We start from the raw sequence: 18898 nt of genomic DNA on the forward strand, positions 1-18898 counted from the left end.
GGGCTTTTGGGTCTTAGCGGCGACTACTTTCTATTCACCACTCACCACTTACGACATTCACTCGTCGAGGAACGAACGCAGCGGCTCAGAGCGGCTGGGGTGACGCAGCTTACGCAGCGCTTTGGCTTCAATCTGACGAATTCGCTCACGGGTTACGTCAAACTGCTTGCCCACCTCTTCCAGGGTATGGTCGGTGTTCATATCGATACCGAAACGCATGCGCAGTACCTTCGCTTCGCGGGCGGTCAAGCCGCCTAACACGTTGCGCGTTGCTTCGATAAGACCTTCACCGGTAGCCATGTCAATGGGCAGCAGCATGGTGCCGTCTTCGATAAAGTCACCCAGGTGTGAATCATCGTCGTCACCAATCGGCGTCTCCATGGAGATCGGCTCTTTGGCGATTTTGAGCACTTTGCGTACTTTATCTTCCGGCATTTCCAAACGCTCGCCGAGTTCTTCCGGCGTTGGCTCACGGCCCATTTCCTGCAACATCTGGCGCGAGACGCGATTGAGCTTGTTGATCGTCTCAATCATATGTACCGGGATACGGATGGTGCGTGCCTGGTCGGCAATCGAGCGGGTAATTGCCTGACGAATCCACCAGGTGGCGTAAGTCGAGAACTTATAACCACGGCGGTATTCGAACTTATCGACCGCTTTCATCAAGCCGATGTTGCCTTCCTGGATGAGATCCAAGAACTGCAAACCACGGTTGGTATACTTCTTGGCGATCGAAATCACCAAGCGCAGGTTAGCCTCAACCATCTCTTTCTTGGCACGGCGAGCTTTCGCCTCACCAATCGAGAGCTTGCGATTCACCTCTTTAAGGTCGGCAACCGAGAGCTGCACCATATCCTCTTCGAAGGCGATCTTGCGCTGAGCACGAGCAATATCGGCGCGCAACGGCTCAAGGCGGTCTGCGTACTTGCTCTGCGCTGCCTGGAATTCATCCAGCCATGTTTTGCTCGACTCATTACCAGGAAACGACTTGATAAACGTCTTACGCGGCACCTTGGCTTTTTTCACGCACAGCTGCATGACCGCTTTCTCTTGGGCACGCACCTGCTCAACACTGATACGCACTTGACCGACCAAGCGCTCGAAGTGCTTAGGCACCAGCTTGATAGGCGAGAAAAGCACCGCCAAGCGGGCTTGCTCGGCCTTTAACTCAGCACTGCCGCGGCCATGCTTGGCAAACGCCTCTTCCACCAAGGCGTTCTGCTCGCGAATCTGCTCGAAACGTGCACGCGCCTCTTCGGGATCTGGGCCGCCCTCGCTGGCCGTAGAATCCTCGTCCTCATCGTCGCCGTCGCTCTCAACGTCGTCGTCAATCTCGGCTTCAGGCTCCGGTTCGGGCACCTCTGCTTCGGCAACGCCGGGGATACCCTCATCGGGATCGATGAAACCAGAAAACAGATCCGAAAGACGCCCCGGCGCTTCTTCATCCTGGGTAGCGTCATAGGCGTCCAAAATAGACGCGACGGCACCCGGCAAATAGGCCAGAGACGACATCACTTCACGGGTACCCTCTTCGATCCGTTTGGCGATTTCGATTTCGCCTTCACGGGTCAAAAGCTCAACCGTGCCCATTTCACGCATATACATGCGTACGGGGTCAGTGGTGCGGCCTACATCGCTTTCCACGGCGGCAAGGGCCGCTACGGCCTCTTCCGCAGCGGACTCGTCCGTGGATTGATCCGACATCATCAAAGTGTCTTCATCTGGCGCTTCTTCAGCGACACTTATACCCATGTCGTTGATCATGCCAATGATGTCTTCCACTTGATCCGGGTCGGCGATATCCTCAGGTAGATGGTCGTTGACCTCGGCATAGGTCAGGTAACCCTGTTCCTTGCCTCGAGCGATCAACTCCTTCAGACGCGACTGCTGCTGCGCATTTCCAGCCATAGAAACCCTATCTCGACGAAGAAGAATGAAACACCTGGAGCGCTGAATCGATTAAACTCAACAAGCCGTACAGTATAGCGTAAAAAGCAAGAAATTTTCCAGCTCGACGTATTTGCGCGGTAATTCAGGTGTGTTAGTTTGTTCGGTTAGGCCAACGCTCGGTGGCTGACCCTATATCTGGTGCTGAAACGCTAGGAATTCAACCCCCATCGCCCAAGACACCGCCTCATTGGCGCTGAGCAAGCTCCATTACCAAGCTTGCCAAACGCTGGCGCTGCTCCTTATCCAACTTTTGCCCGGCGCGCTCCTGCGCCAGCAACGCCGTGTACTCCTCTTGAGGAGAACGCTGGCGCTGAACGTACTGCAAGTGTTCCACCAATCCCTTCAGCTCTGCTTCCCGATCTGCCTTGGGAATCAACAGCTCGCGCTTGGCGAAAGCCGCCAAGGCATGCCCCTGCTGGCTGCCTTGAAAATGCGCCAACACCACTTGTGGGCTGCGGTAGCGCCCTGCCTTGAGCAGTTCAATCAGCTCGCGGCATAGCGGCGCATCGCCATCTTCCGGCAACCACTCCAAATGATCAGGGAGCGTGACCACCAGATTGGGCTCATGCAATAACAGCTGCACGATACGCCCAACCGGGGAGAGCGCCTGAGAACGTGAGCGCGATGAGCGGGCTGGCGCTGCCAAAACAGCGCCGTTCATGGCGGATGAGGCCGATTCGGACTCCAACTGCTCTGCCGGCTCCTGCGAAACATCACCTTGGGTGACGGATCGCTGCGACGCCTGGGAACGCTTTTCGAGCAGCACTTTCAACTGCTCTTGCGCCAGCCCACTACGCTTTGCCAATGACTCCAGCAGTAGCGATTTGAGCATGCCTTCAGGCACTTTGTTCAATGCTTCGAGCACCTGACTGGCAAACCGCTCGCGCCCTTCCACGGTATTCAAGTCGCGCCCTTGGGCCGCCTGTTCGAATAGAAACTCCGACAGAGGCATGGCACAGGTCACGCGATCCTGAAATGCCTGGGTGCCTTCACGGCGCACCAGGGTGTCCGGGTCATCACCTTCGGGCAGAAACAGAAAGCGCGCTTCACGGCCATCAATCATTTGCGGCAGTGCGGTTTCCAATGCCCGGCTAGCCGCCTGCCTCCCGGCACGATCACCGTCGAAACAGAACACTACGCGACTCACCAGTCGAAACAGGCGGGTCAAATGGTCTTCTGTGGTGGCGGTACCCAGCGTCGCCACAGCATTATGAATACCGTATTGCGCCAGTGCCACCACATCCATATAGCCTTCGACCATGACCAGTTGCTCAAGCTTGTTCGAGGCTTGGCGCGCCTCATACAAGCCGTAAAGCTCACGACCTTTATGGAATACGGGTGTTTCCGGAGAGTTGAGATATTTGGGCTGGTCATCGCCCATCACTCGACCACCAAAGGCAATCGTACGACCGCGCAAATCGCGAATGGGGAACATTACCCGATCACGAAAACGGTCGTAGGTACGCCCGGTATCCTCACGGTGAATCAGCAGGCCGTACTCCACCTGCACTGGCTCACCAATACCGCGCTCGCTGAGGTGCTGTTTTAGCGCCTCCCAACCCGCCGGGGCATAGCCAATGCCGTAGGTCTTGATCACCTCGTCCGAGAGCCCACGACCCGACAAATAGCGTTGGGCAGGCTGGCCCTCCTGCATCTTTAATCGCTCGCGATAAAAACTGGCGGCGAGTTCGAGCAGGTTAACACCCTCTTTGCGCTTCTTTTCACGCTGCTGGGCACGCGGGTCATCAGCGCCTTCACGCGGCACTTCAATACCCAGGCGACCGGCCAACTGCTCTACCGCCTCAGGAAACGGTAGTTTGTCGTACTCCATCAAGAAGCGTAGTGCATTACCATTAGCTCCGCAGCCAAAGCAGTGATAAAACTGCTTATCAGCACTGACGGTAAACGATGGGGTTTTCTCTTGATGGAAGGGACACAGCCCAGAGTAGTTACGACCAGCCTTTTTAAGCTGCACGCGCTCACCAACCACCTCGACCACGTCAACGCGGCCTAACAGATCATCAATGAAACGCTGTGGAATTTGGCCTGCCATGAACTACGGGCATCCTCGCGCAAAGCGCTAACTTTCGAGACTGTTTTTAAAAGCCCTGTTTTTTAAAACCAGTTTTCAAAACCAGTTTTTTAAAACACTGCCTAAGGTCATCAGACCCATTGCCAGATCAGATCATCATAAACAGCGACGGCCTTTAGCAACGACAGCTTTGAAGAACAACAGTCAAAAACAAACGGCCACCTAGTGGCGGCCGCTTGGCATCCCTCTTGAGACGACCAGCTAACTGCTCCGGCCCCCTCGGGTACGGATCAATAGAGCCGTTCGAAACGCTTTTGCTCACGCTGAACTTTCTTAGCGTGGCGTTTTACGGCAGCTGCCGCTTTGCGTTTACGCTCAGCAGTCGGCTTCTCATAGTGCTCGCGGCGGCGTACTTCAGAAAGAACACCGGCTTTTTCGCAAGAACGCTTGAAGCGACGCAGGGCGACGTCAAACGGCTCGTTATCACGTACTTTTACAGAAGGCATTAAGCACTCACCTACCTTAAGGAGTCTTGAGTTCGGATAGTACGTACACTGCGATATTACATTTTAGAACACGGTGTACGACCCAGTTTTACAGCGCACAGTAGTTTAGTCGCCGTTGACCATCTTTGCAAATGCTTACGCTGATCCACGGCGATAATGCTAGACTAGCGCCCTTCTGTTTTCACCTTTACATCTTTTGAATAGCCTTTGAGAGTCCCTTTTTATGCGAGTTCTGGGCATTGAAACATCCTGCGACGAAACGGGTGTCGCGCTTTACGACACCTCGTTAACCGGCGGCCAGGGGCTGCTTGCCGATGCGCTGTATAGCCAAATCGCCATGCATGCAGAATTTGGCGGCGTAGTGCCCGAACTCGCCTCTCGCGATCACACCCGCAAACTGCTGCCGCTGATCGAGCAAGTGCTCGGCGACGCCAAGCTAACGCGCCGCGACCTGGATGGCATCACTTACACCGCAGGCCCCGGCTTAGTCGGCGCATTAATGGTGGGTGCCAGTACCGCCCATGGCATGGCTCGGGCCTTGAACATCCCCGTGCTCGGCGTACACCATATGGAAGGCCATTTACTGGCACCGATGCTGGAAGACGAGCCACCCGAGTTCCCTTTCGTGGCGCTGCTGGTCTCCGGCGGCCATACCCAGCTCGTCGAAGTTCAGGGGCTGGGTCGCTATCAACTGCTCGGCGAATCGGTGGATGACGCGGCTGGTGAAGCGTTTGATAAAGCTGCCAAGATGCTCGGACTGGCCTACCCAGGCGGCCCTCAGGTCGCCAAGCTGGCGGAACAGGGTGACCCCAAGCGCTTTCGCTTCCCGCGCCCCATGACCGACCGGCCAGGGCTAGACTTCAGTTTTTCGGGCCTAAAAACCCACACCATGACGGCCATTCGCCAGTTGGAAACAGCCGACGAATTCGACGCCCAGGCCCGCGCCGACGTTGCCCGCGCCTTTGAAGAGGCCGTTGTCGATACGCTGGTGATTAAGTGCCGTCGAGCGCTGGATCAAACCGGCTTGAAGCGCTTAGTGGTGGCGGGCGGAGTCAGCGCCAACCATCGCCTGCGCGAACGACTGCAGACTGAGTGCGAAAAACGCCAAGCCCGCGCCTACTACCCGCGCGGGCGATTCTGTACCGACAACGGCGCCATGATTGCCTATGTGGGTGCTCAACGCCTGGCAGCGGGAGAGTGCGACACTTCTGGCATGATGCAGGCGACGCCCCGCTGGCCTCTCGATCAGTTGACACCGCCTGTCTCACCCTAAGAACCACGAAACGGTGGCTCCTCACCGCGTCGCAGTCGGCGAATATTAAGCCCGTGACGTGCCAGCACCAGCAGGCTGAATCCACCCACCACCATGACGTACTCCGGTGCCAGCCAGCCGCAGGCCAGCGGCGCCACGAGAGCACTCACTAGCGACGCCAGCGCAGCTGTTTTTAATCGCCACGCTAGCAGCGCCCATATCGATGCACTCAGTAACGCCACCTGAGGCACTAATACCAACAACACACCAAAGGCACTGGCGACCGCTTTACCGCCACGAAAGCCATGCCACAGTGGAAAGCTGTGGCCTAGCAATACTGCCAATCCCACAAGCCCCTGCAGCCAGACCGGATAGCCCATCAGCTTGGCACCCAAAACAGCAGGCATGGCTTTTAAGGCGTCTAACAGCAGGGTGGCTGCCGCTAAGCGGGGGCCATATAGGCGCAGTACGTTGGAAAAGCCGGGATTAAATGAACCGTGTTGACGGGGGTCGCCCACACCCGCCAGGCGGCAAACGCTCAGCGCTGCCAGCCAACTGCCACTTAAATAACCCACCACTATCCATACCATGGCGCCATGCTCGCTTTGTGGCCCGATATACTGTCGTTTAGCCCCATCCTAACGTACAATCGCCCGCTTGTTACCGTAGGGGGAAGCTGGATGGATCGCATTTTGATTGAAGCGTTAAGCGTCGATACCGTGATTGGTGTCTACGACTGGGAGCGCTCGATTCAACAGTCGCTAAGCTTAGACTTGGTGTTGGCGACCGACATTCGCTCGGCGGCAGCCACTGACGATCTGCGCCTTACCCTGGATTACGCTGCTATCTGCCAGCGCATTCAGCAGTTTGCCGATGCCCATCAGTTCGCCCTGGTAGAGACCTTTGCCGAACGGCTCGCTGAATGCCTGCGTACAGATTTCCCCATCACTTGGCTGCGCTTAACGGTACGTAAACCGGGCGCGGTTGCCAACGCCGTTAGCGTCGGCCTGGAAATCACCCGCGGCAACCTGCCGGAGGCAACCCAGGAGATCAGCGCATGAACCTGGTGACCGTCAGCTTAGGCAGCAATATTCACCCTACTCGGCATATTCGCTGCTGCCTGGATGCGCTTGCTGATACCTTCGGCCCCCTGCAGATCTCCCGTGTGTTTGAAAGCGAGCCGGTCGGTTTCGCTGACAGCCGCAATTTCTATAACCTGGTGGTGGCGTTTCACAGCGCTTGGACACCCGGCGAACTTCAGGCGTGGGGGAAGCAGCTGGAAATAGAGCATGGCCGCCTGCCTGGTCTTGCCAAATTTAGCCCCCGCGCGCTGGATATCGACTTGCTCACCGTGGGCAGCCTTTGCGGCACGGTTGACGAAATCGCCTTACCGCGTAGCGAAATTACCCATAATGCGTTCGTGCTACAGCCGCTTGCTGAGCTGCTCCCCAATCAGTGCCACCCCCGCTGCGGCACGTCCTATGCCGCGCTATGGAGCGCCTTCGAGCTAGGCAGCCAGCGCCTTTGGGCGGTGGATTTCAGCTGGCGCGGCCGCTGGATCTCCCAAGCGGATGAACAGCCCCTGCTGGCGGCGGCACGCCGGTAAGTTACTTGGTTAGCGCCGCCTCCACGGCCTGCCCGCGGCGCGCTCGCAAGGCCTCGCCCAGCGCTGCGCCTTGATATCCCTCAGCTATCAGTGCCTGGGGGCTTACCTCCCGAGCAGCCTGCCAGGCGTTTTCGAGCGGGCCAACCTGCTCAGGCGCCAACACTTTGACTAACGCCAGCTGTCCCTCGACCTGCTCAGGCTTACGCCAACCATCCAAACGTTCCAGCCAACGTAGCACGCTGGGGCCCTCTAATGCGTCGGAAGGCAGCGCATGGTTTTTTAGCGAATGGTTTATTAAAGAATAGGTAAGCGCGGTATGGCGAGCCAATTGGGCAACGGCATTGGGCAGTTTGAGTCGTTCCGACAAGGCATCGCGCTGCTCAGCGCTTAGCGGCGATACCAACTGCGCATGGCGCCAATGAGCCAATGGGAACATATCGCTATCAGGTACCTCAGCCATCGCTGCCAAGCCCTTCACTAACGCTTCGCCCGCCAATTCTGGCCACCAGACGTTGAGCGCGTCGCAACGTTCAAGGGTGGTGAAATAGACCTCTGGGCTTGGCTCACCCAGCGCTTTTTCCGTTTCGACCCACACCCGCTCGGCGGCCAGGTGCTCAAGTTCGCCGCTGTGGCTCACCTTACGCATTAGTGCCTGGGTTTCAGGGGCAATGGTGAAGCCCAGTGACGCATAGCGGGCCAGAAAACGTGCGGTACGCAGCACTCGCAGCGGGTCTTCGCTAAACGCCGCGGAGATATGCCGCAACACGCGCCGTTCGATATCGCCTTGACCATTAAACGGATCGGTTAATTCGCCCTCAGTACTCTGGGCAATGGCATTAATGGTTAAATCACGCCGCAATAGATCCTCTTCCAGGCTGACATCGGGGCTGGCATGCACTTCAAACCCGCCATAGCCGTGGCCAGACTTGCGTTCGGTGCGGGCCAGGGCGTATTCCTCAGCGGTTTCGGGATGCAGAAAAACTGGAAAGTCGCGCCCCACGGGCTTAAATCCGCGCTTGCGCATGGCATCTGGCGTAGTGCCCACCACGACCCAGTCATTGTCATATACCGGCCAGCCGAGTAACTCATCGCGCACGGCGCCGCCTACCCGATACACGTTCAAGCCTGCTAAGCGGGGATCACTGTTTGTTTCTTTCACTGTCGTTTTTCCTGCTGAAGGCTAGCTACACTGGTTCGCTCGCCGCTGTCCAGATTGAGCGCGGTTAGACGTCCGCGCCACACGCAGCCCGTATCCAACGCCTCAACGGGTACCCGCGCCTGGGGGGTATTCCCCTCCAGCGCCGCCCAGTGGCCGAAGAGTAGGCGGGTGTCATCGTCACGCGGGTATTGAAACCAGGGCAGAAAGCCCTCTGGGGCACTGTCCAATCCCTCTTTGGCCGCAAAGTCCAAACGGCCCTGGGCATCAATAAAGCGCATCCGAGTCAGCACATTGACAGTCAGGCGCAGCCGATCCATGCCGTCTAAATCATCGTGCCAGCTATCCGGCTGGTTACCAAACAGTTGGGTTAAAAACTCACCGGATGCCTCACTGCCTAGCGCCATCTGCACTTCGCGCCCTAAAGATTCGGTCTGGGCTACGCTCCATTGGGGAAGCAGCCCCGCGTGGGTCATTAACGTACTGTTTTCAAACACGCTAAGCGGTTGGCTCTGCAGCCAATCCAGCAGCGCTTCGCGATCAGGCGCGCCAAGAATATCGCTCAAGGTATCGTTTTTTTTCAGCTTGCCGCCCCCGCGCGCTACGACCAGCAAATGAAAATCGTGGTTGCCCAATACGCTGCGTGCCGAGCTACCCAGTGCGCGCACTTCTCGCAGACACTCCAATGAACCAGGCCCACGATTAATCAAATCGCCCACCAGCCATAGCGTATCCCGCGCGGGGTTGAAGCTAAGCTTTTCAAGAAGGGCTACAAATTCGGCGTGACAGCCGTGCAGATCGCCGATCGCATAGGTGCTCATGCACGAGGCCTTTTTAATAAAATGAGTAGGCTAAATACTACCACTTCACCGACATCCTATGCCTGTCGCTGGTGGCTTATGTTGATGATTAGCACTGGTGAAAAGTACAAACCTGGATCACTATAAAAAGTACGCTTTGGCGCTCTTGAGCTTCTCGCTAGCTTAACCACTCAATCGAGTAGCCACCTCGCAACAACTGTTAAGGAAAACGGTACGCTTATGACAATGGATTACTCTCGACGCGGGCTATTGCGAGCGGCAACGCTGGCAGGTCTTGGCGCACTTATACTCCCCGGCACAACGCTTCTTCCAGCCGCACGAGCCACCACTCCCAAGCTTGACCCACCGCCCGCTGCGGTGACGGTTAATGGTTGGCTCCTGCGCAGCAGTGACCGCTGATGTATATCGCTTTTGAGGACATTAGCGAACACAGCCATGCAGTGGATGTCTGCATTATCGGCGCGGGTGCGGCGGGCATTTCCATGGCCGTTACCCTGGCGGAGCGGGGCCACCGCGTACTGCTCTGCGAAGGTGGCGATGCGGACTGCAGCGAACGCTCCCAGGAGTGCTACCGGGGCGAAGTCGTCGGCGACCCTTATATTCCCCTTTATGGCGCTCGCCTGCGCTATTTGGGCGGGTCGACCAACCACTGGGGTGGCATCTGCCGACCACTCGATCGCTATGACTTTACCGCCAAAAGTGCTGCCAGTGAGACGGCCTGGCCTATTGGCCGGGATGCGTTATCGCCCTACTACCGCGCCGCGGCCAGCGTGCTCGACTTGGCGCCTACGCCTGCTGATCAGCCGATCACGGATTCTGGGCTCAAGCGCATCTATTTCTCACTGGGCCACCCGACGCGTCTGAAGGAGAAATATGCCACCACGCTAAGCGAATCGAACACGTTGGAGTGCTGCCTAACGGCCAACTTGGTGGCGCTGGAAAGCCAGAATGGCAAAGTCACCGGCGCTATCTTCAAAAACTACCAAGGCGATTACCGAAAGGTTCAGGCGCGCTACTTTGTGCTGGCCTGTGGCGGCATCGAAAACTCGCGCTTGCTGCTGTGGTGCAACCAACAGTTAAATGGCCAGCTTATACCTCAAGCCGACACCCTAGGGCATTACTGGATGGAGCACCCCCACGCCACGGTGGGTCAGGCGCTAATTTTTGAGCCAGCGGCACTGGGGCTGGACGAGGATTACAACGTGTTCCTCTCCCCCACCGCTCAATCCATCAGCTCACGCCAAATACTGAATTGTGGGCTGCGCTTGCACCGCATGAACGCTGAAGCCACCCAGGAACTGATTGACGAGCTCGCGGATCAGGCCCCCACGCTGGCGGGACGACTGCGTGTCTGGCAGGCCCAGGGACGGGTGATACACGGCGCGGTACTCAGAGCCGCCTGGGAGCAAGAGCCGCGCTTTGACAATCGCATAGAGTTAAGCGAAGAGCTGGATGATCTGGACGTACCCCGCAGCCGATTGGTGTGGCAGCAGTCCGAGCTGGATCGCCATACGATCCGCGAGAGCATGCTGCTATTAGGGGAGTATCTGCGCGACCACGAGGTGGGAAGGCTGCAAATGGCTGACTGGCTGGCCGATACGCCGGTACAACTGCCTACCGAGGGCGAGTTGGCTGGCCGTCACCATATGGGCGGCACGCGTATGAGTCTTAATGCCGAGGAAGGCATTGTTAACCCCGACTGCCGACTGTTTGCCCAGGATAACTTCTATGTGGCGGGTTCCAGCGTTTTTGCCAGCGCCGGGCACGCCAACCCGACGTTAACGCTAGTACAGCTGGCCCTGCGGCTTTGCGATCACCTGGAGAGCAGGCTAACCCAAACTGTCTAATGGAGCTGAAGCGGTACGGCTAACCTAAAAGGAGTAATGGCTACCTCAAAAACACGCTGAGTAGAGGTATCCAACAGCGTATAGGCACCCTCCATCACCCCCACCGGGGTTTGCAGAATGGCGCGACTGGTGTAACGAAAACTCTGGCCGGGGCCAATTAGCGGCTGTTGGCCGACGACGCCTTTGCCGCGGACTTCCTGGCAGTCGCCGCTGCCCTGGGTGATTTTCCAGTAGCGCGCCATCAGCTGAACGCTATGGGGGCTCTGATTGTGGACAGTCACGGTGTAGCTAAACACATAGCGCGACTCTCCATCGTTAGACTCATCAGCGCGATAGCTAGGGACGACGCTCACTTTGATTGCTAGGCCACTCACGTTTGGCTGCCCCGCTCACCGCTTGCCTGCTCATCGGCGGCGACACGGTTGGCAATCGCCACGTACTCCGCCACGGTCAACGTTTGCGGACGGCGGATGGGGTCAATGCCCAGATCTTCCAGGGTGTCTGCACTCACCCGCCCTTTGAAGTTATTGCGCAGCGTTTTGCGCCGCTGACCAAAGGCGAGCTTCACCAGCTCAAACAGCATCGCTGGGTCATCCGCCGTATGGGGCAGCGTTTCATGGGGGGTTAAGCGCACAATGGCGGAGTCGACTTTGGGTCGTGGCACAAAGGCTTCGGGCGGTACAATAAACAGCTGTTCGACCTGGCAGTAGTACTGGGCCATCACCGACAGACGCCCCCAATCAGCGCCACCGGGCTCCGCGGCTAAGCGTTCAACCACCTCTTTTTGCAGCATAAAGTGCATATCTTCTATGGCACTTCCTGCCGCCAGCAGATGAATGATCAACGGCGTGGAGATGTTATAGGGCAAGTTGCCCACCACGCGCAGCGCGGGCCCATCGCCTTTCAACGCGGCAAAATCAAACTTCAGCGCATCGCCTTCATGAATCACAAACTCGGGGTAGTTGAAGAACTGCACCCGCAGGCCGGGAATCAGGTCGCGGTCGAGCTCGATCACTTCCAAGTGCCCCGCGGCTTCCAGCAGCGGCTCGGTCAGCGCTCCCTGGCCTGGGCCAATTTCGACCAGGCGATCCGTCGAACGCGGGCCAACGGCGCGAACGATCCGCGAAATAATGCCAAGGTCGCGTAAAAAATTCTGACCAAAGCGTTTACGAGCGCGGTGTTGGGGCACAGTAGACATCAAACGGTGTTCCTTGGAGTGCGGATTCAATCGGAAGTAGGTAGTAGGTAGCAGCCAGCACTGTTGCAACGGGTTGTCTGCTCGCATCAGTACCAGGGTAGGTTTCCGCGAGGGCGCTGTGAACCCGTCCTTGGGCGCTACTTTTTCCATCCCTGGAAAAAGACCCTCGCTGCAACCTACCCTGGCGCCGGATTAAATTTCAGTAGCAGACAGCCGCTGCGCGGCTAGACGGCGCGCAAGGGTGATAGCGACGTTTAGGCTGCCGGGGCCTGCCACGCCTTTGCCTGCCAGATCCAGTGCGGTGCCATGGTCGACCGAAGTGCGTACAAATGGCAAGCCCAGAGTAATGTTAGCGGCCTGACCAAAGCCAGCGTATTTTAACACTGCCAAGCCCTGGTCGTGGTACATCGCCAGCACTGCATCGACACCCGCCAAATGCCTGGGTGTAAACAGCGTATCGGCAGGCAGCGGGCCAAGGATATCCACTCCCTCAGCGCGTAGCGCATCAAGGGCGGGAATAATCACATCCAGCTCTTCGCGCCCCAGGTGACCATCTTCACCAGCATGAGGATTTAAGCCGCACACCGCAATGCGTGGCTGGGCAATCCCAAACTGGCGCTGCAAATCGGCCGCCAGCAAGCGGCTGATACGAGTTACACGCTCAAAGGTGATAGCGTCGGCGACGTTGCGCAATGGCAAGTGAGTGGTCACCAGCGCCACACGCAGGTCGCCACCCCCTTGCCAGCTTGGTGACGCCGCATGCAGCGCCATGTCGGTGGCGAGCATCATCACCACCTCCTCGACACCGCAAGCATCGCGCAACCACTCGGTGTGTCCGGTAAAGCTTGGATGGCCGCCGTCGATGATCACGCCTTTATGGAGTGGCGCCGTCACCATGGCGGCCGCCTGCCCTTTTTGGCAGGCATCCACCGCCAGCGCCAAGGTCGCCAACACATAGTCAGCATTGGCCGGATTAAGAACACCCGGCGTGGCCGGTTCGTTCAACGCAACCGGCCAGACCGGCAAACCATGGGTGCCACTTGGGTACTCACCGGGCGAACACTCTACCACCGTGACCTTGAGCCTCAGCGCGGCTGCACGCTGGCGCAGCATATCCGGGTCGCCAATCGCCACTGTATGCGCGGGAAGGCTACCCTGGGCCGCCAGCATCAGCATTAGCTCAGGGCCAATACCCGCTGGCTCGCCGGTGGTCACTACCACGGGCAGCTCGCTATCGGAAGGTAGAGTCATCGCTACCATTAGAGTCGAATATCAACAAAGGCCTGAGAGCGCACCTCTTGCTGCCAGGTCTCTAACTCTTCGTTAGCGCGACGCTGGAAGATCGCTTGACGCACCTGCTCGCGCTGGCTCTCTTGGGTAACGTTTTGACGACGACGCTCCTCTACTTCAATCACGTGATAGCCAAACTGAGAACGTACCGGCTGGGATATCTGGTTAACGTCCAGCCCACGCATCGCCTCTTCAAAGGCGGGAACGGTCTGCCCTGGGCGCACCCAGCCCAGTTCGCCGCCATTGAGGGCCGTTCCGCTGTCGTCACTCATCTCACGGGCTACTGAGGCAAAATCCTCGCCCTGCGCCAAACGCTGACGCACCTCTTCCGCGCGTGCGCGGGCCTGGTTTTCATCGCGATTAGGGGTCAGGGCAATCAGCACGTGGCGGGCACGCGCCTCTTCAATAAAGTTCTGCTCGCTGGACTGTCCGGGCTGCTGATTTAGAAAGCGCTCGACGTCACGGTCACTGACCGATACGCGGTTACTGATTTGACGCTGCTGCACTTGGCGCATCAACATTTCGCGGCGAATGTCTTCACGCACGCTGGCCAGCGTCATGCCGTCGGCTTCCACGGCATCGGCAAACTCATCCAGCGTCATGCCGTTGGATTCAGCAATCGAGCGAACCTGTCTGTTTAGCTCGGTGTCATCAATGCTCAAATTGGCATCTTTCGCCATCTGCAGTTGAATCTCTTCCATTACCATGCGCTCAAGCACCTGCCGCTCCAACTGGGAGCGCGGCGGAAGGTTGCCGCCCTGGGCTTGCGCCTGCTGCTCAATTTGCGCCATACGGTCATTAAGCTCGCTGCGCATAATCACATTGTTGTTAACCACCGCCACCACACTGTCTAACGCCTGGCGCTGGGTGGATTGGAAGTTTTGCGCCTGCAGTGCAAGCGGGGCCAGCGCAAGGCCTGCACCTACACACAGAGCGAGCAGGCTACCCGCAGAGAGCTGTTTCATACGGCCTAGCAGGGGCTTTCTCATTTTCATAACAAACGTCTCTTTAATTAGCTTCATTAGCCATTCGATGGAAGTCATTTACAGAGCAGTCGGACGATAGCCAGGAATGGTCTGTTCAAAATAGCTATCCGCATCCTGGCCAACGCCGCCTAAGCCACGGAATACGAAGCGTAAAAATAGCCCGCGATCATTAAAGTCATCATTAATGGGTGCGGTGTCATTGTCATCTACCCATTCGCGCCACACCAACTGCAGACCGTAACAGCAGTTGTTCCACTGCACGCCTGCCAATTGCTCCAGTGAGCGTTCATTGGTTTGATCGTGCAGGTAGCGGCCAATCAAATCAATGTTGGTGCTGGCTTTCCAGGCAAATGAGAGATCCCACTCTTCGCGGTCATAGTCGCGAAAGCCGTTATCGCCCGGCAATACGCCTGGATCGAACCCTTCGATCTCCCAACGGTAGCCAAGGTTCACTACGTGCCCTTCGGGATGCCGGTAACTAACATCAACACTTGATCGTTCGGTGCGTTCCCGGTGGTCATCGTAGAGCCATTCTGCTCCGCTGCTCCAGCGATCATTAATCTGCCAGTCAAGGCGGGTGACCAAAGGCGAACGATCCCGCGTAGCCTGATAGCGGCTTTCCGGATTGACGCTTGGGTTGTCTTCCGGCCGATCCGGCAGCGTATCGGCGTCGCCCTCGCTATCGATACGGCGGTCATCAAAGTAAACGCTCTGACCTACCCCGAACGAGAGCCGGTCACGACCGGAGGCATCTTCCAATAAGCGTGACTGCACGCCGTAAGAAAGCCGGTTGAGATCGCCAACGCGGTCAGTGCCGGAAAAGCGCTGGGCTGACCAAAGCTGATCCCAGGAGAAAGCGCGTTCGCGACTGTCAAAGTCAGGCAGTTCGCTCTGATCGGTACGCGGCACATAAGCGTAGTTAAGACGTGGCTCCAGGGTTTGGCGGTAGTCCCGCCCCCCCAGGGCGAGTTCACGCTCAAAGACGAGCCCACTGTCGATGGAGGTCAGCGCAACACTGCGGCTGGGTGAGTCGCTACGCTGTGTGTCGCGCTCGCCGTAATCCAGCTCGTAAGCAGTGTTCCATAGCTCGGTACGCGGCTCCAGATAGCCCCAAGGGCGCTCGAAACGCCAGCCAACCGCAGGCATTAGGTGCAAACGGCTACCGGTGGCCGCTTCGCGCTCCGGCACGCGGCGCTCATCCACGTCGCGCCAAAAATAGGTCGCGTTTGATCGCCACTGGGTATATAGCCCGTTGTCGAACTGCCAGTTGGCATTCGCGCTCAGGCTCGGCAGTTGATAAAAAGGTTTATCGCTATCGCTAAGCGGGTCTTCCAAGCGCTGGAAACCCTGGGCGCGGGCATCCAACTGCCAGCGCTGGCCGCGGTAATCGACCTGGGCCAAACGCTCCATACTGGCGCGCTCGCTCTCGCCAAACTCACCGCCGAAGTCATCGAAATAGCGACCGTCGCTGGCGGCCCCGTAGCGCAGCCGATAATTACTGCGCTCATTTACCCGCCCCGCATGGCGGGCATCCACATACCAGCGATCATCACCCTCAAAGCGATTTTCTCCGCCGCCAGAGCCACCGTTATCACTGTTTAAATAGCCGCCTTCAACGATGCCCGAGCTCTCCTCAAACAGGTAGCGGTATTCACCGTTCATCAACAGCCCGCGGTCACTCATCCAGCGCGGCGTGATCGTCGCATCGTGGTTTGCGGCAATATTCCAATAAAACGGCTGGGCGTAGTCAAAACCGTCCGTTGAAAAGCCAATCGACGGAGACAGCAAGCCTGTATGGCGGCGATCGTCGATGGGAAAGCGCAGCCATGGCCAGTAAAATACCGGCACATCTTTCACTTCCAGGCGCGCATGACGCGCTGTGCCAAAGCCTTCGGCTTGGTTCAAACGAATATCGCTGCTGACCAGTTGCCAGCTATTGGCGCCTGGATCACAGGTGGTGAAGCTTGCGTCTTGCAGGCGGTACTCGCCCTCCCCAGTCTGCTCTAGCTGACTAGCCTGACCGCGCAGATGCTGCTCGTAGAGCACATAGTGGCTGTCACCCAGGGTGGCCCGATCTTCGTTTAGCCGGAGCATCGCCTGTTCGCCACGCACCAAAGCGCGCCCATCGCGGATGGCGATATTACCTTCTGCGTCGACCTGCTGACGGTCAGCGGGTAAAAAGATACGCTCCGCTTCCACTTCTTCATTGCCGCGGCGCAGTACCACATCGCCGCGTAGCAATGCTTCGCCATCGGCAGCGTAATCGACTTCCCGGGCCTCCAACGAGACGGTTTCCGGGTTATCTTCCGCTGGCAAGCGGTAGCTGGGCATTACATAGCGGCCCCGGCACAGTTGGTTAGCCGCTTCCTCTTCCCCCCAGGGTTGCCAATCCAACGCTTCAGCGGACATGGTTTGACCCTGAGCCACCGCTGTAAACGAGGCGCCAGCAAGCAAACTGCCCATCAGCGTATGCGCAACCGGCAACGTGCGCGAAAATCGCTTGCCCATGTTCGTTATCCTTGGCATCCAGAATCGGTATTATACAGCCCGCATGATGCCCGACCAGCAAGGAGCTTGCATGTCCTCATATCGGATTAACGCCCTCACCATGTGGGCCGCCCAACAAAACGGTCTCTCTGAGACCGATATTTCGCTTTCATCCGCCGTGGGCGATGCGAGTTTTCGGCGCTATTTTCGCCTAACACTACCCGACGGCACCACCCAGGTGGTCATGGATGCCCCGCCTGAGCAAGAGGACTCCCAGCCGTTTGTAACCATTGCCAAGCGCTGGCGAAGCGCCGGACTGCCGGTACCCAAGGTGCACGCCACCAACCTGGCGGACGGCTTTCTGCTGCTTGAAGACTTGGGTAACACCCCCCTACAGTGTTTGTTTAGCGACGACGCTAGCATACAGGCTTACCATCAGCAGGCTCTCACGCTGATCGCCGAGCTGCAAAATCGCGCAGGCCCTGACTCGCTGCCCGTGTATGATACGGCGTTGTTGGGCCGCGAACTCGACCTGTTTCCCGAGTGGTGTCTCAGCGCTTGGTTAACGCTGCCATCGCCAGAGAGCTGGCACGTTGTTCGTGAACAGCTTATCCAGCATGCCTTAGCGCAGCCGGTAGTGACTGTGCACCGTGATTTTGATGCCATGAACCTGATGCTGCACGATCAGCGTCTGTTTATGATCGACTTTCAGGACGCCGTGGCTGGCCCGCTCAGCTACGATGTGATCTCGCTGTTACGGGGGCGATACTGCCGCTTTAGCAATGAGCAGTTCGCTGGCTTTGTCGAGGCTTTTTATCACCAGGCCCGCCATGATGGTCGACTGCCCAGCAGTGTCGATTTTGCCACTTTTCTGCTCCAGTGCCACGCGATGGCTGCCCAGCGCTCACTAAAAGTGCTGGGGATTTTCTGCCGCTTAACCCTGCGCGATCAAAAAAGTGGCTATCTCGAGCGCTTACCCCACTTTCTGGATCATCTGGAAGATAGCTTTTCGTTTCTGACCGAACAGGCTGAGTTCGCTGAGTGGCTCCAACTCACCTTAAGACCTGCCATTATGAAACGACTAGCGGAAATACCGTCATGAAAGCGATGATTTTAGCCGCAGGCCTAGGCAAGCGAATGCGTCCGCTCACCGACCACTGCCCCAAGCCGCTGCTGCCCGTGGCGGGCAAGCCGCTAATCGTGCACCACCTGGCTCGTCTTCGCCAGGCAGGTATTCATGAGGTCGTCATCAATGTCAGCTACCGTGCAGAGCAGATTATCGCAGCGCTCGGCGATGGTGACGCCTATGGACTGCACATTCACTGGAGTCGCGAAACCGAACCGTTGGAAACCGGAGGCGGTATTCAGCAAGCGCTGCCGATGCTTGGCGAGGCGCCGTTTCTGTTGATTAACGGCGATGTTTGGTGCGCAGCGCTCCCCACCCAGCACGCGCTGCAAGGCAATGATCTGGCTCACCTGATGCTGGTGGAAAACCCTTCTCATCACGCCAGTGGGGATTTTGGACTAGCAGGAGGGCGCGTGAATCAAACCAGCACTGAGCGTTTGACCTACTCAGGTATCAGCGTGATTCACCCTGGGCTGCTCGCCGGGCACCCCCAGGGCGCTTTTGCCTTGGCGCCACTGCTGAGAACTGCTATCGATAACAACCAGGTAAGCGGCGAGCACTATAAGGGGCATTGGGTCGACGTTGGAACCCCTGAACGACTGGCGGCGCTGGAACGCCAGCTACAGAGCGAAAGGGGTTAG

At 57.8% G+C, this 18898-nt stretch carries 18 protein-coding genes; 7 read left to right on the forward strand and 11 right to left on the reverse strand.

All coding sequences use genetic code 11. The features are described 5' to 3' along the window. Window positions 1-57: 57 nt before the first annotated feature. From rpoD to rpsU, 3 genes are all read right to left on the reverse strand, one after another. Window positions 58-1908: an RNA polymerase sigma factor RpoD gene (gene rpoD / locus LMS44_RS16660; RefSeq protein ID WP_027958016.1), complete on the reverse strand. Its 1851-nt coding sequence runs from the start codon at window positions 1906-1908 to the stop codon at window positions 58-60. A 226-nt stretch (window positions 1909-2134) separates the two neighbouring features. Next, on the reverse strand, window positions 2135-4003 hold the full coding sequence (gene dnaG / locus LMS44_RS16665) for a DNA primase (RefSeq protein ID WP_190374758.1): 1869 nt from the start codon (window positions 4001-4003) through the stop codon (window positions 2135-2137). A 269-nt stretch (window positions 4004-4272) separates the two neighbouring features. Beyond that, on the reverse strand, window positions 4273-4488 hold the full coding sequence (gene rpsU, locus LMS44_RS16670) for a 30S ribosomal protein S21 (protein WP_008956349.1): 216 nt from the start codon (window positions 4486-4488) through the stop codon (window positions 4273-4275). A gap of 223 nt (window positions 4489-4711) precedes the next feature. Between rpsU and tsaD the strand changes: the two genes are divergently transcribed. Next, window positions 4712-5761: a tRNA (adenosine(37)-N6)-threonylcarbamoyltransferase complex transferase subunit TsaD gene (gene tsaD, locus LMS44_RS16675; RefSeq protein ID WP_498945765.1), complete on the forward strand. Its 1050-nt coding sequence runs from the start codon at window positions 4712-4714 to the stop codon at window positions 5759-5761. Here tsaD and plsY read toward each other — a convergent pair. Beyond that, window positions 5758-6330 carry a glycerol-3-phosphate 1-O-acyltransferase PlsY gene (gene plsY / locus LMS44_RS16680; protein ID WP_022522379.1) on the reverse strand — a complete coding sequence of 191 codons (573 nt, stop codon included), beginning with the start codon at window positions 6328-6330 and terminating at the stop codon, window positions 5758-5760. The two genes, tsaD and plsY, sit on opposite strands and share 4 nt — an antisense overlap. Window positions 6331-6420: 90 nt before the next feature. On the opposite strand from plsY, the gene folB reads away from it, so the two are divergent. Both folB and folK read left to right on the forward strand, forming a co-directional pair. Next, on the forward strand, window positions 6421-6801 hold the full coding sequence (gene folB / locus LMS44_RS16685) for a dihydroneopterin aldolase (RefSeq protein WP_022522378.1): 381 nt from the start codon (window positions 6421-6423) through the stop codon (window positions 6799-6801). After that, window positions 6798-7346 carry a 2-amino-4-hydroxy-6-hydroxymethyldihydropteridine diphosphokinase gene (folK, locus tag LMS44_RS16690; RefSeq protein ID WP_009287322.1) on the forward strand — a complete coding sequence of 183 codons (549 nt, stop codon included), beginning with the start codon at window positions 6798-6800 and terminating at the stop codon, window positions 7344-7346. The genes folB and folK overlap by 4 nt, the downstream gene beginning before the upstream one ends. A gap of 1 nt (window position 7347) precedes the next feature. Here the strand turns inward: folK and LMS44_RS16695 are convergent, their stop codons facing one another. Beyond that, the gene (locus LMS44_RS16695; RefSeq protein WP_052475663.1) at window positions 7348-8505 is read right to left on the reverse strand and encodes a tRNA nucleotidyltransferase/poly(A) polymerase-related protein; all 1158 of its coding nucleotides are present in this window, start codon (window positions 8503-8505) and stop codon (window positions 7348-7350) included. Beyond that, the gene (locus LMS44_RS16700; RefSeq protein ID WP_286902837.1) at window positions 8502-9323 is read right to left on the reverse strand and encodes a symmetrical bis(5'-nucleosyl)-tetraphosphatase; all 822 of its coding nucleotides are present in this window, start codon (window positions 9321-9323) and stop codon (window positions 8502-8504) included. Before LMS44_RS16700 ends, LMS44_RS16695 begins: the two co-directional genes overlap by 4 nt. A gap of 219 nt (window positions 9324-9542) precedes the next feature. Here LMS44_RS16700 and LMS44_RS16705 point away from each other — a divergent pair, with 219 nt between their 5' ends. Together LMS44_RS16705 and LMS44_RS16710 are read left to right on the forward strand one after the other, a co-directional pair. Then, window positions 9543-9722, forward strand: a complete 180-nt coding sequence (locus LMS44_RS16705) for a hypothetical protein (protein WP_081742558.1) — start codon at window positions 9543-9545, stop codon at window positions 9720-9722. Further along, complete coding sequence (locus LMS44_RS16710) at window positions 9722-11170, forward strand: GMC family oxidoreductase (RefSeq protein ID WP_498945769.1); 1449 nt, start codon at window positions 9722-9724, stop codon at window positions 11168-11170. The genes LMS44_RS16705 and LMS44_RS16710 overlap by 1 nt, the downstream gene beginning before the upstream one ends. On the opposite strand, the gene apaG is transcribed toward LMS44_RS16710, so the two are convergent. From apaG to LMS44_RS16735, 5 genes are all read right to left on the reverse strand, one after another. Next, window positions 11167-11544, reverse strand: a complete 378-nt coding sequence (gene apaG / locus LMS44_RS16715; protein ID WP_022522372.1) for a Co2+/Mg2+ efflux facilitator ApaG/CorD — start codon at window positions 11542-11544, stop codon at window positions 11167-11169. The genes LMS44_RS16710 and apaG overlap by 4 nt on opposite strands. Beyond that, complete coding sequence (rsmA, locus tag LMS44_RS16720; protein ID WP_498945771.1) at window positions 11541-12368, reverse strand: ribosomal RNA small subunit methyltransferase A; 828 nt, start codon at window positions 12366-12368, stop codon at window positions 11541-11543. Before rsmA ends, apaG begins: the two co-directional genes overlap by 4 nt. 192 nt (window positions 12369-12560) lie before the next feature. After that, window positions 12561-13628 carry a 4-hydroxythreonine-4-phosphate dehydrogenase PdxA gene (gene pdxA, locus LMS44_RS16725; protein WP_498945773.1) on the reverse strand — a complete coding sequence of 356 codons (1068 nt, stop codon included), beginning with the start codon at window positions 13626-13628 and terminating at the stop codon, window positions 12561-12563. Further along, window positions 13628-14653, reverse strand: coding sequence for a peptidylprolyl isomerase (locus LMS44_RS16730; protein ID WP_498945775.1), 1026 nt, complete (start codon window positions 14651-14653; stop codon window positions 13628-13630). Before LMS44_RS16730 ends, pdxA begins: the two co-directional genes overlap by 1 nt. Before the next feature lie 48 nt (window positions 14654-14701). Continuing rightward, window positions 14702-17152 carry an LPS-assembly protein LptD gene (locus LMS44_RS16735; RefSeq protein WP_278371487.1) on the reverse strand — a complete coding sequence of 817 codons (2451 nt, stop codon included), beginning with the start codon at window positions 17150-17152 and terminating at the stop codon, window positions 14702-14704. Window positions 17153-17222: 70 nt separating this feature from the next. Between LMS44_RS16735 and LMS44_RS16740 the strand changes: the two genes are divergently transcribed. Both LMS44_RS16740 and murU read left to right on the forward strand, forming a co-directional pair. Further along, a complete protein-coding gene (locus tag LMS44_RS16740; protein ID WP_022522367.1) occupies window positions 17223-18233 on the forward strand; it encodes an aminoglycoside phosphotransferase family protein in 1011 nt (336 codons plus the stop codon). Then, entirely contained in the window at window positions 18230-18898 is a 669-nt protein-coding gene (gene murU / locus LMS44_RS16745; protein ID WP_141440747.1) for an N-acetylmuramate alpha-1-phosphate uridylyltransferase MurU, read from the forward strand. The genes LMS44_RS16740 and murU overlap by 4 nt, the downstream gene beginning before the upstream one ends.

This window comes from Halomonas profundus (assembly GCF_020865425.1).
Lineage (GTDB): Bacteria > Pseudomonadota > Gammaproteobacteria > Pseudomonadales > Halomonadaceae > Vreelandella > Vreelandella titanicae.

What these genes read in the sequence shown, in the direction of transcription:
- rpoD (WP_027958016.1), bottom strand. Translation starts at nt 1,908, where the DNA reads ATGGCTGGAAATGCGCAGCAGCAGTCGCGTCTGAAGGAGTTGATCGCT.
- dnaG (WP_190374758.1), bottom strand. Translation starts at nt 4,003, where the DNA reads ATGGCAGGCCAAATTCCACAGCGTTTCATTGATGATCTGTTAGGCCGC.
- rpsU (WP_008956349.1), bottom strand. Translation starts at nt 4,488, where the DNA reads ATGCCTTCTGTAAAAGTACGTGATAACGAGCCGTTTGACGTCGCCCTG.
- tsaD (WP_498945765.1), top strand. Translation starts at nt 4,712, where the DNA reads ATGCGAGTTCTGGGCATTGAAACATCCTGCGACGAAACGGGTGTCGCG.
- plsY (WP_022522379.1), bottom strand. Translation starts at nt 6,330, where the DNA reads ATGGTATGGATAGTGGTGGGTTATTTAAGTGGCAGTTGGCTGGCAGCG.
- folB (WP_022522378.1), top strand. Translation starts at nt 6,421, where the DNA reads ATGGATCGCATTTTGATTGAAGCGTTAAGCGTCGATACCGTGATTGGT.
- folK (WP_009287322.1), top strand. Translation starts at nt 6,798, where the DNA reads ATGAACCTGGTGACCGTCAGCTTAGGCAGCAATATTCACCCTACTCGG.
- LMS44_RS16700 (WP_286902837.1), bottom strand. Translation starts at nt 9,323, where the DNA reads ATGAGCACCTATGCGATCGGCGATCTGCACGGCTGTCACGCCGAATTT.
- LMS44_RS16705 (WP_081742558.1), top strand. Translation starts at nt 9,543, where the DNA reads ATGACAATGGATTACTCTCGACGCGGGCTATTGCGAGCGGCAACGCTG.
- LMS44_RS16710 (WP_498945769.1), top strand. Translation starts at nt 9,722, where the DNA reads ATGTATATCGCTTTTGAGGACATTAGCGAACACAGCCATGCAGTGGAT.
- rsmA (WP_498945771.1), bottom strand. Translation starts at nt 12,368, where the DNA reads ATGTCTACTGTGCCCCAACACCGCGCTCGTAAACGCTTTGGTCAGAAT.
- pdxA (WP_498945773.1), bottom strand. Translation starts at nt 13,628, where the DNA reads ATGGTAGCGATGACTCTACCTTCCGATAGCGAGCTGCCCGTGGTAGTG.
- LMS44_RS16730 (WP_498945775.1), bottom strand. Translation starts at nt 14,653, where the DNA reads ATGAAAATGAGAAAGCCCCTGCTAGGCCGTATGAAACAGCTCTCTGCG.
- LMS44_RS16735 (WP_278371487.1), bottom strand. Translation starts at nt 17,152, where the DNA reads ATGGGCAAGCGATTTTCGCGCACGTTGCCGGTTGCGCATACGCTGATG.
- LMS44_RS16740 (WP_022522367.1), top strand. Translation starts at nt 17,223, where the DNA reads ATGTCCTCATATCGGATTAACGCCCTCACCATGTGGGCCGCCCAACAA.
- murU (WP_141440747.1), top strand. Translation starts at nt 18,230, where the DNA reads ATGAAAGCGATGATTTTAGCCGCAGGCCTAGGCAAGCGAATGCGTCCG.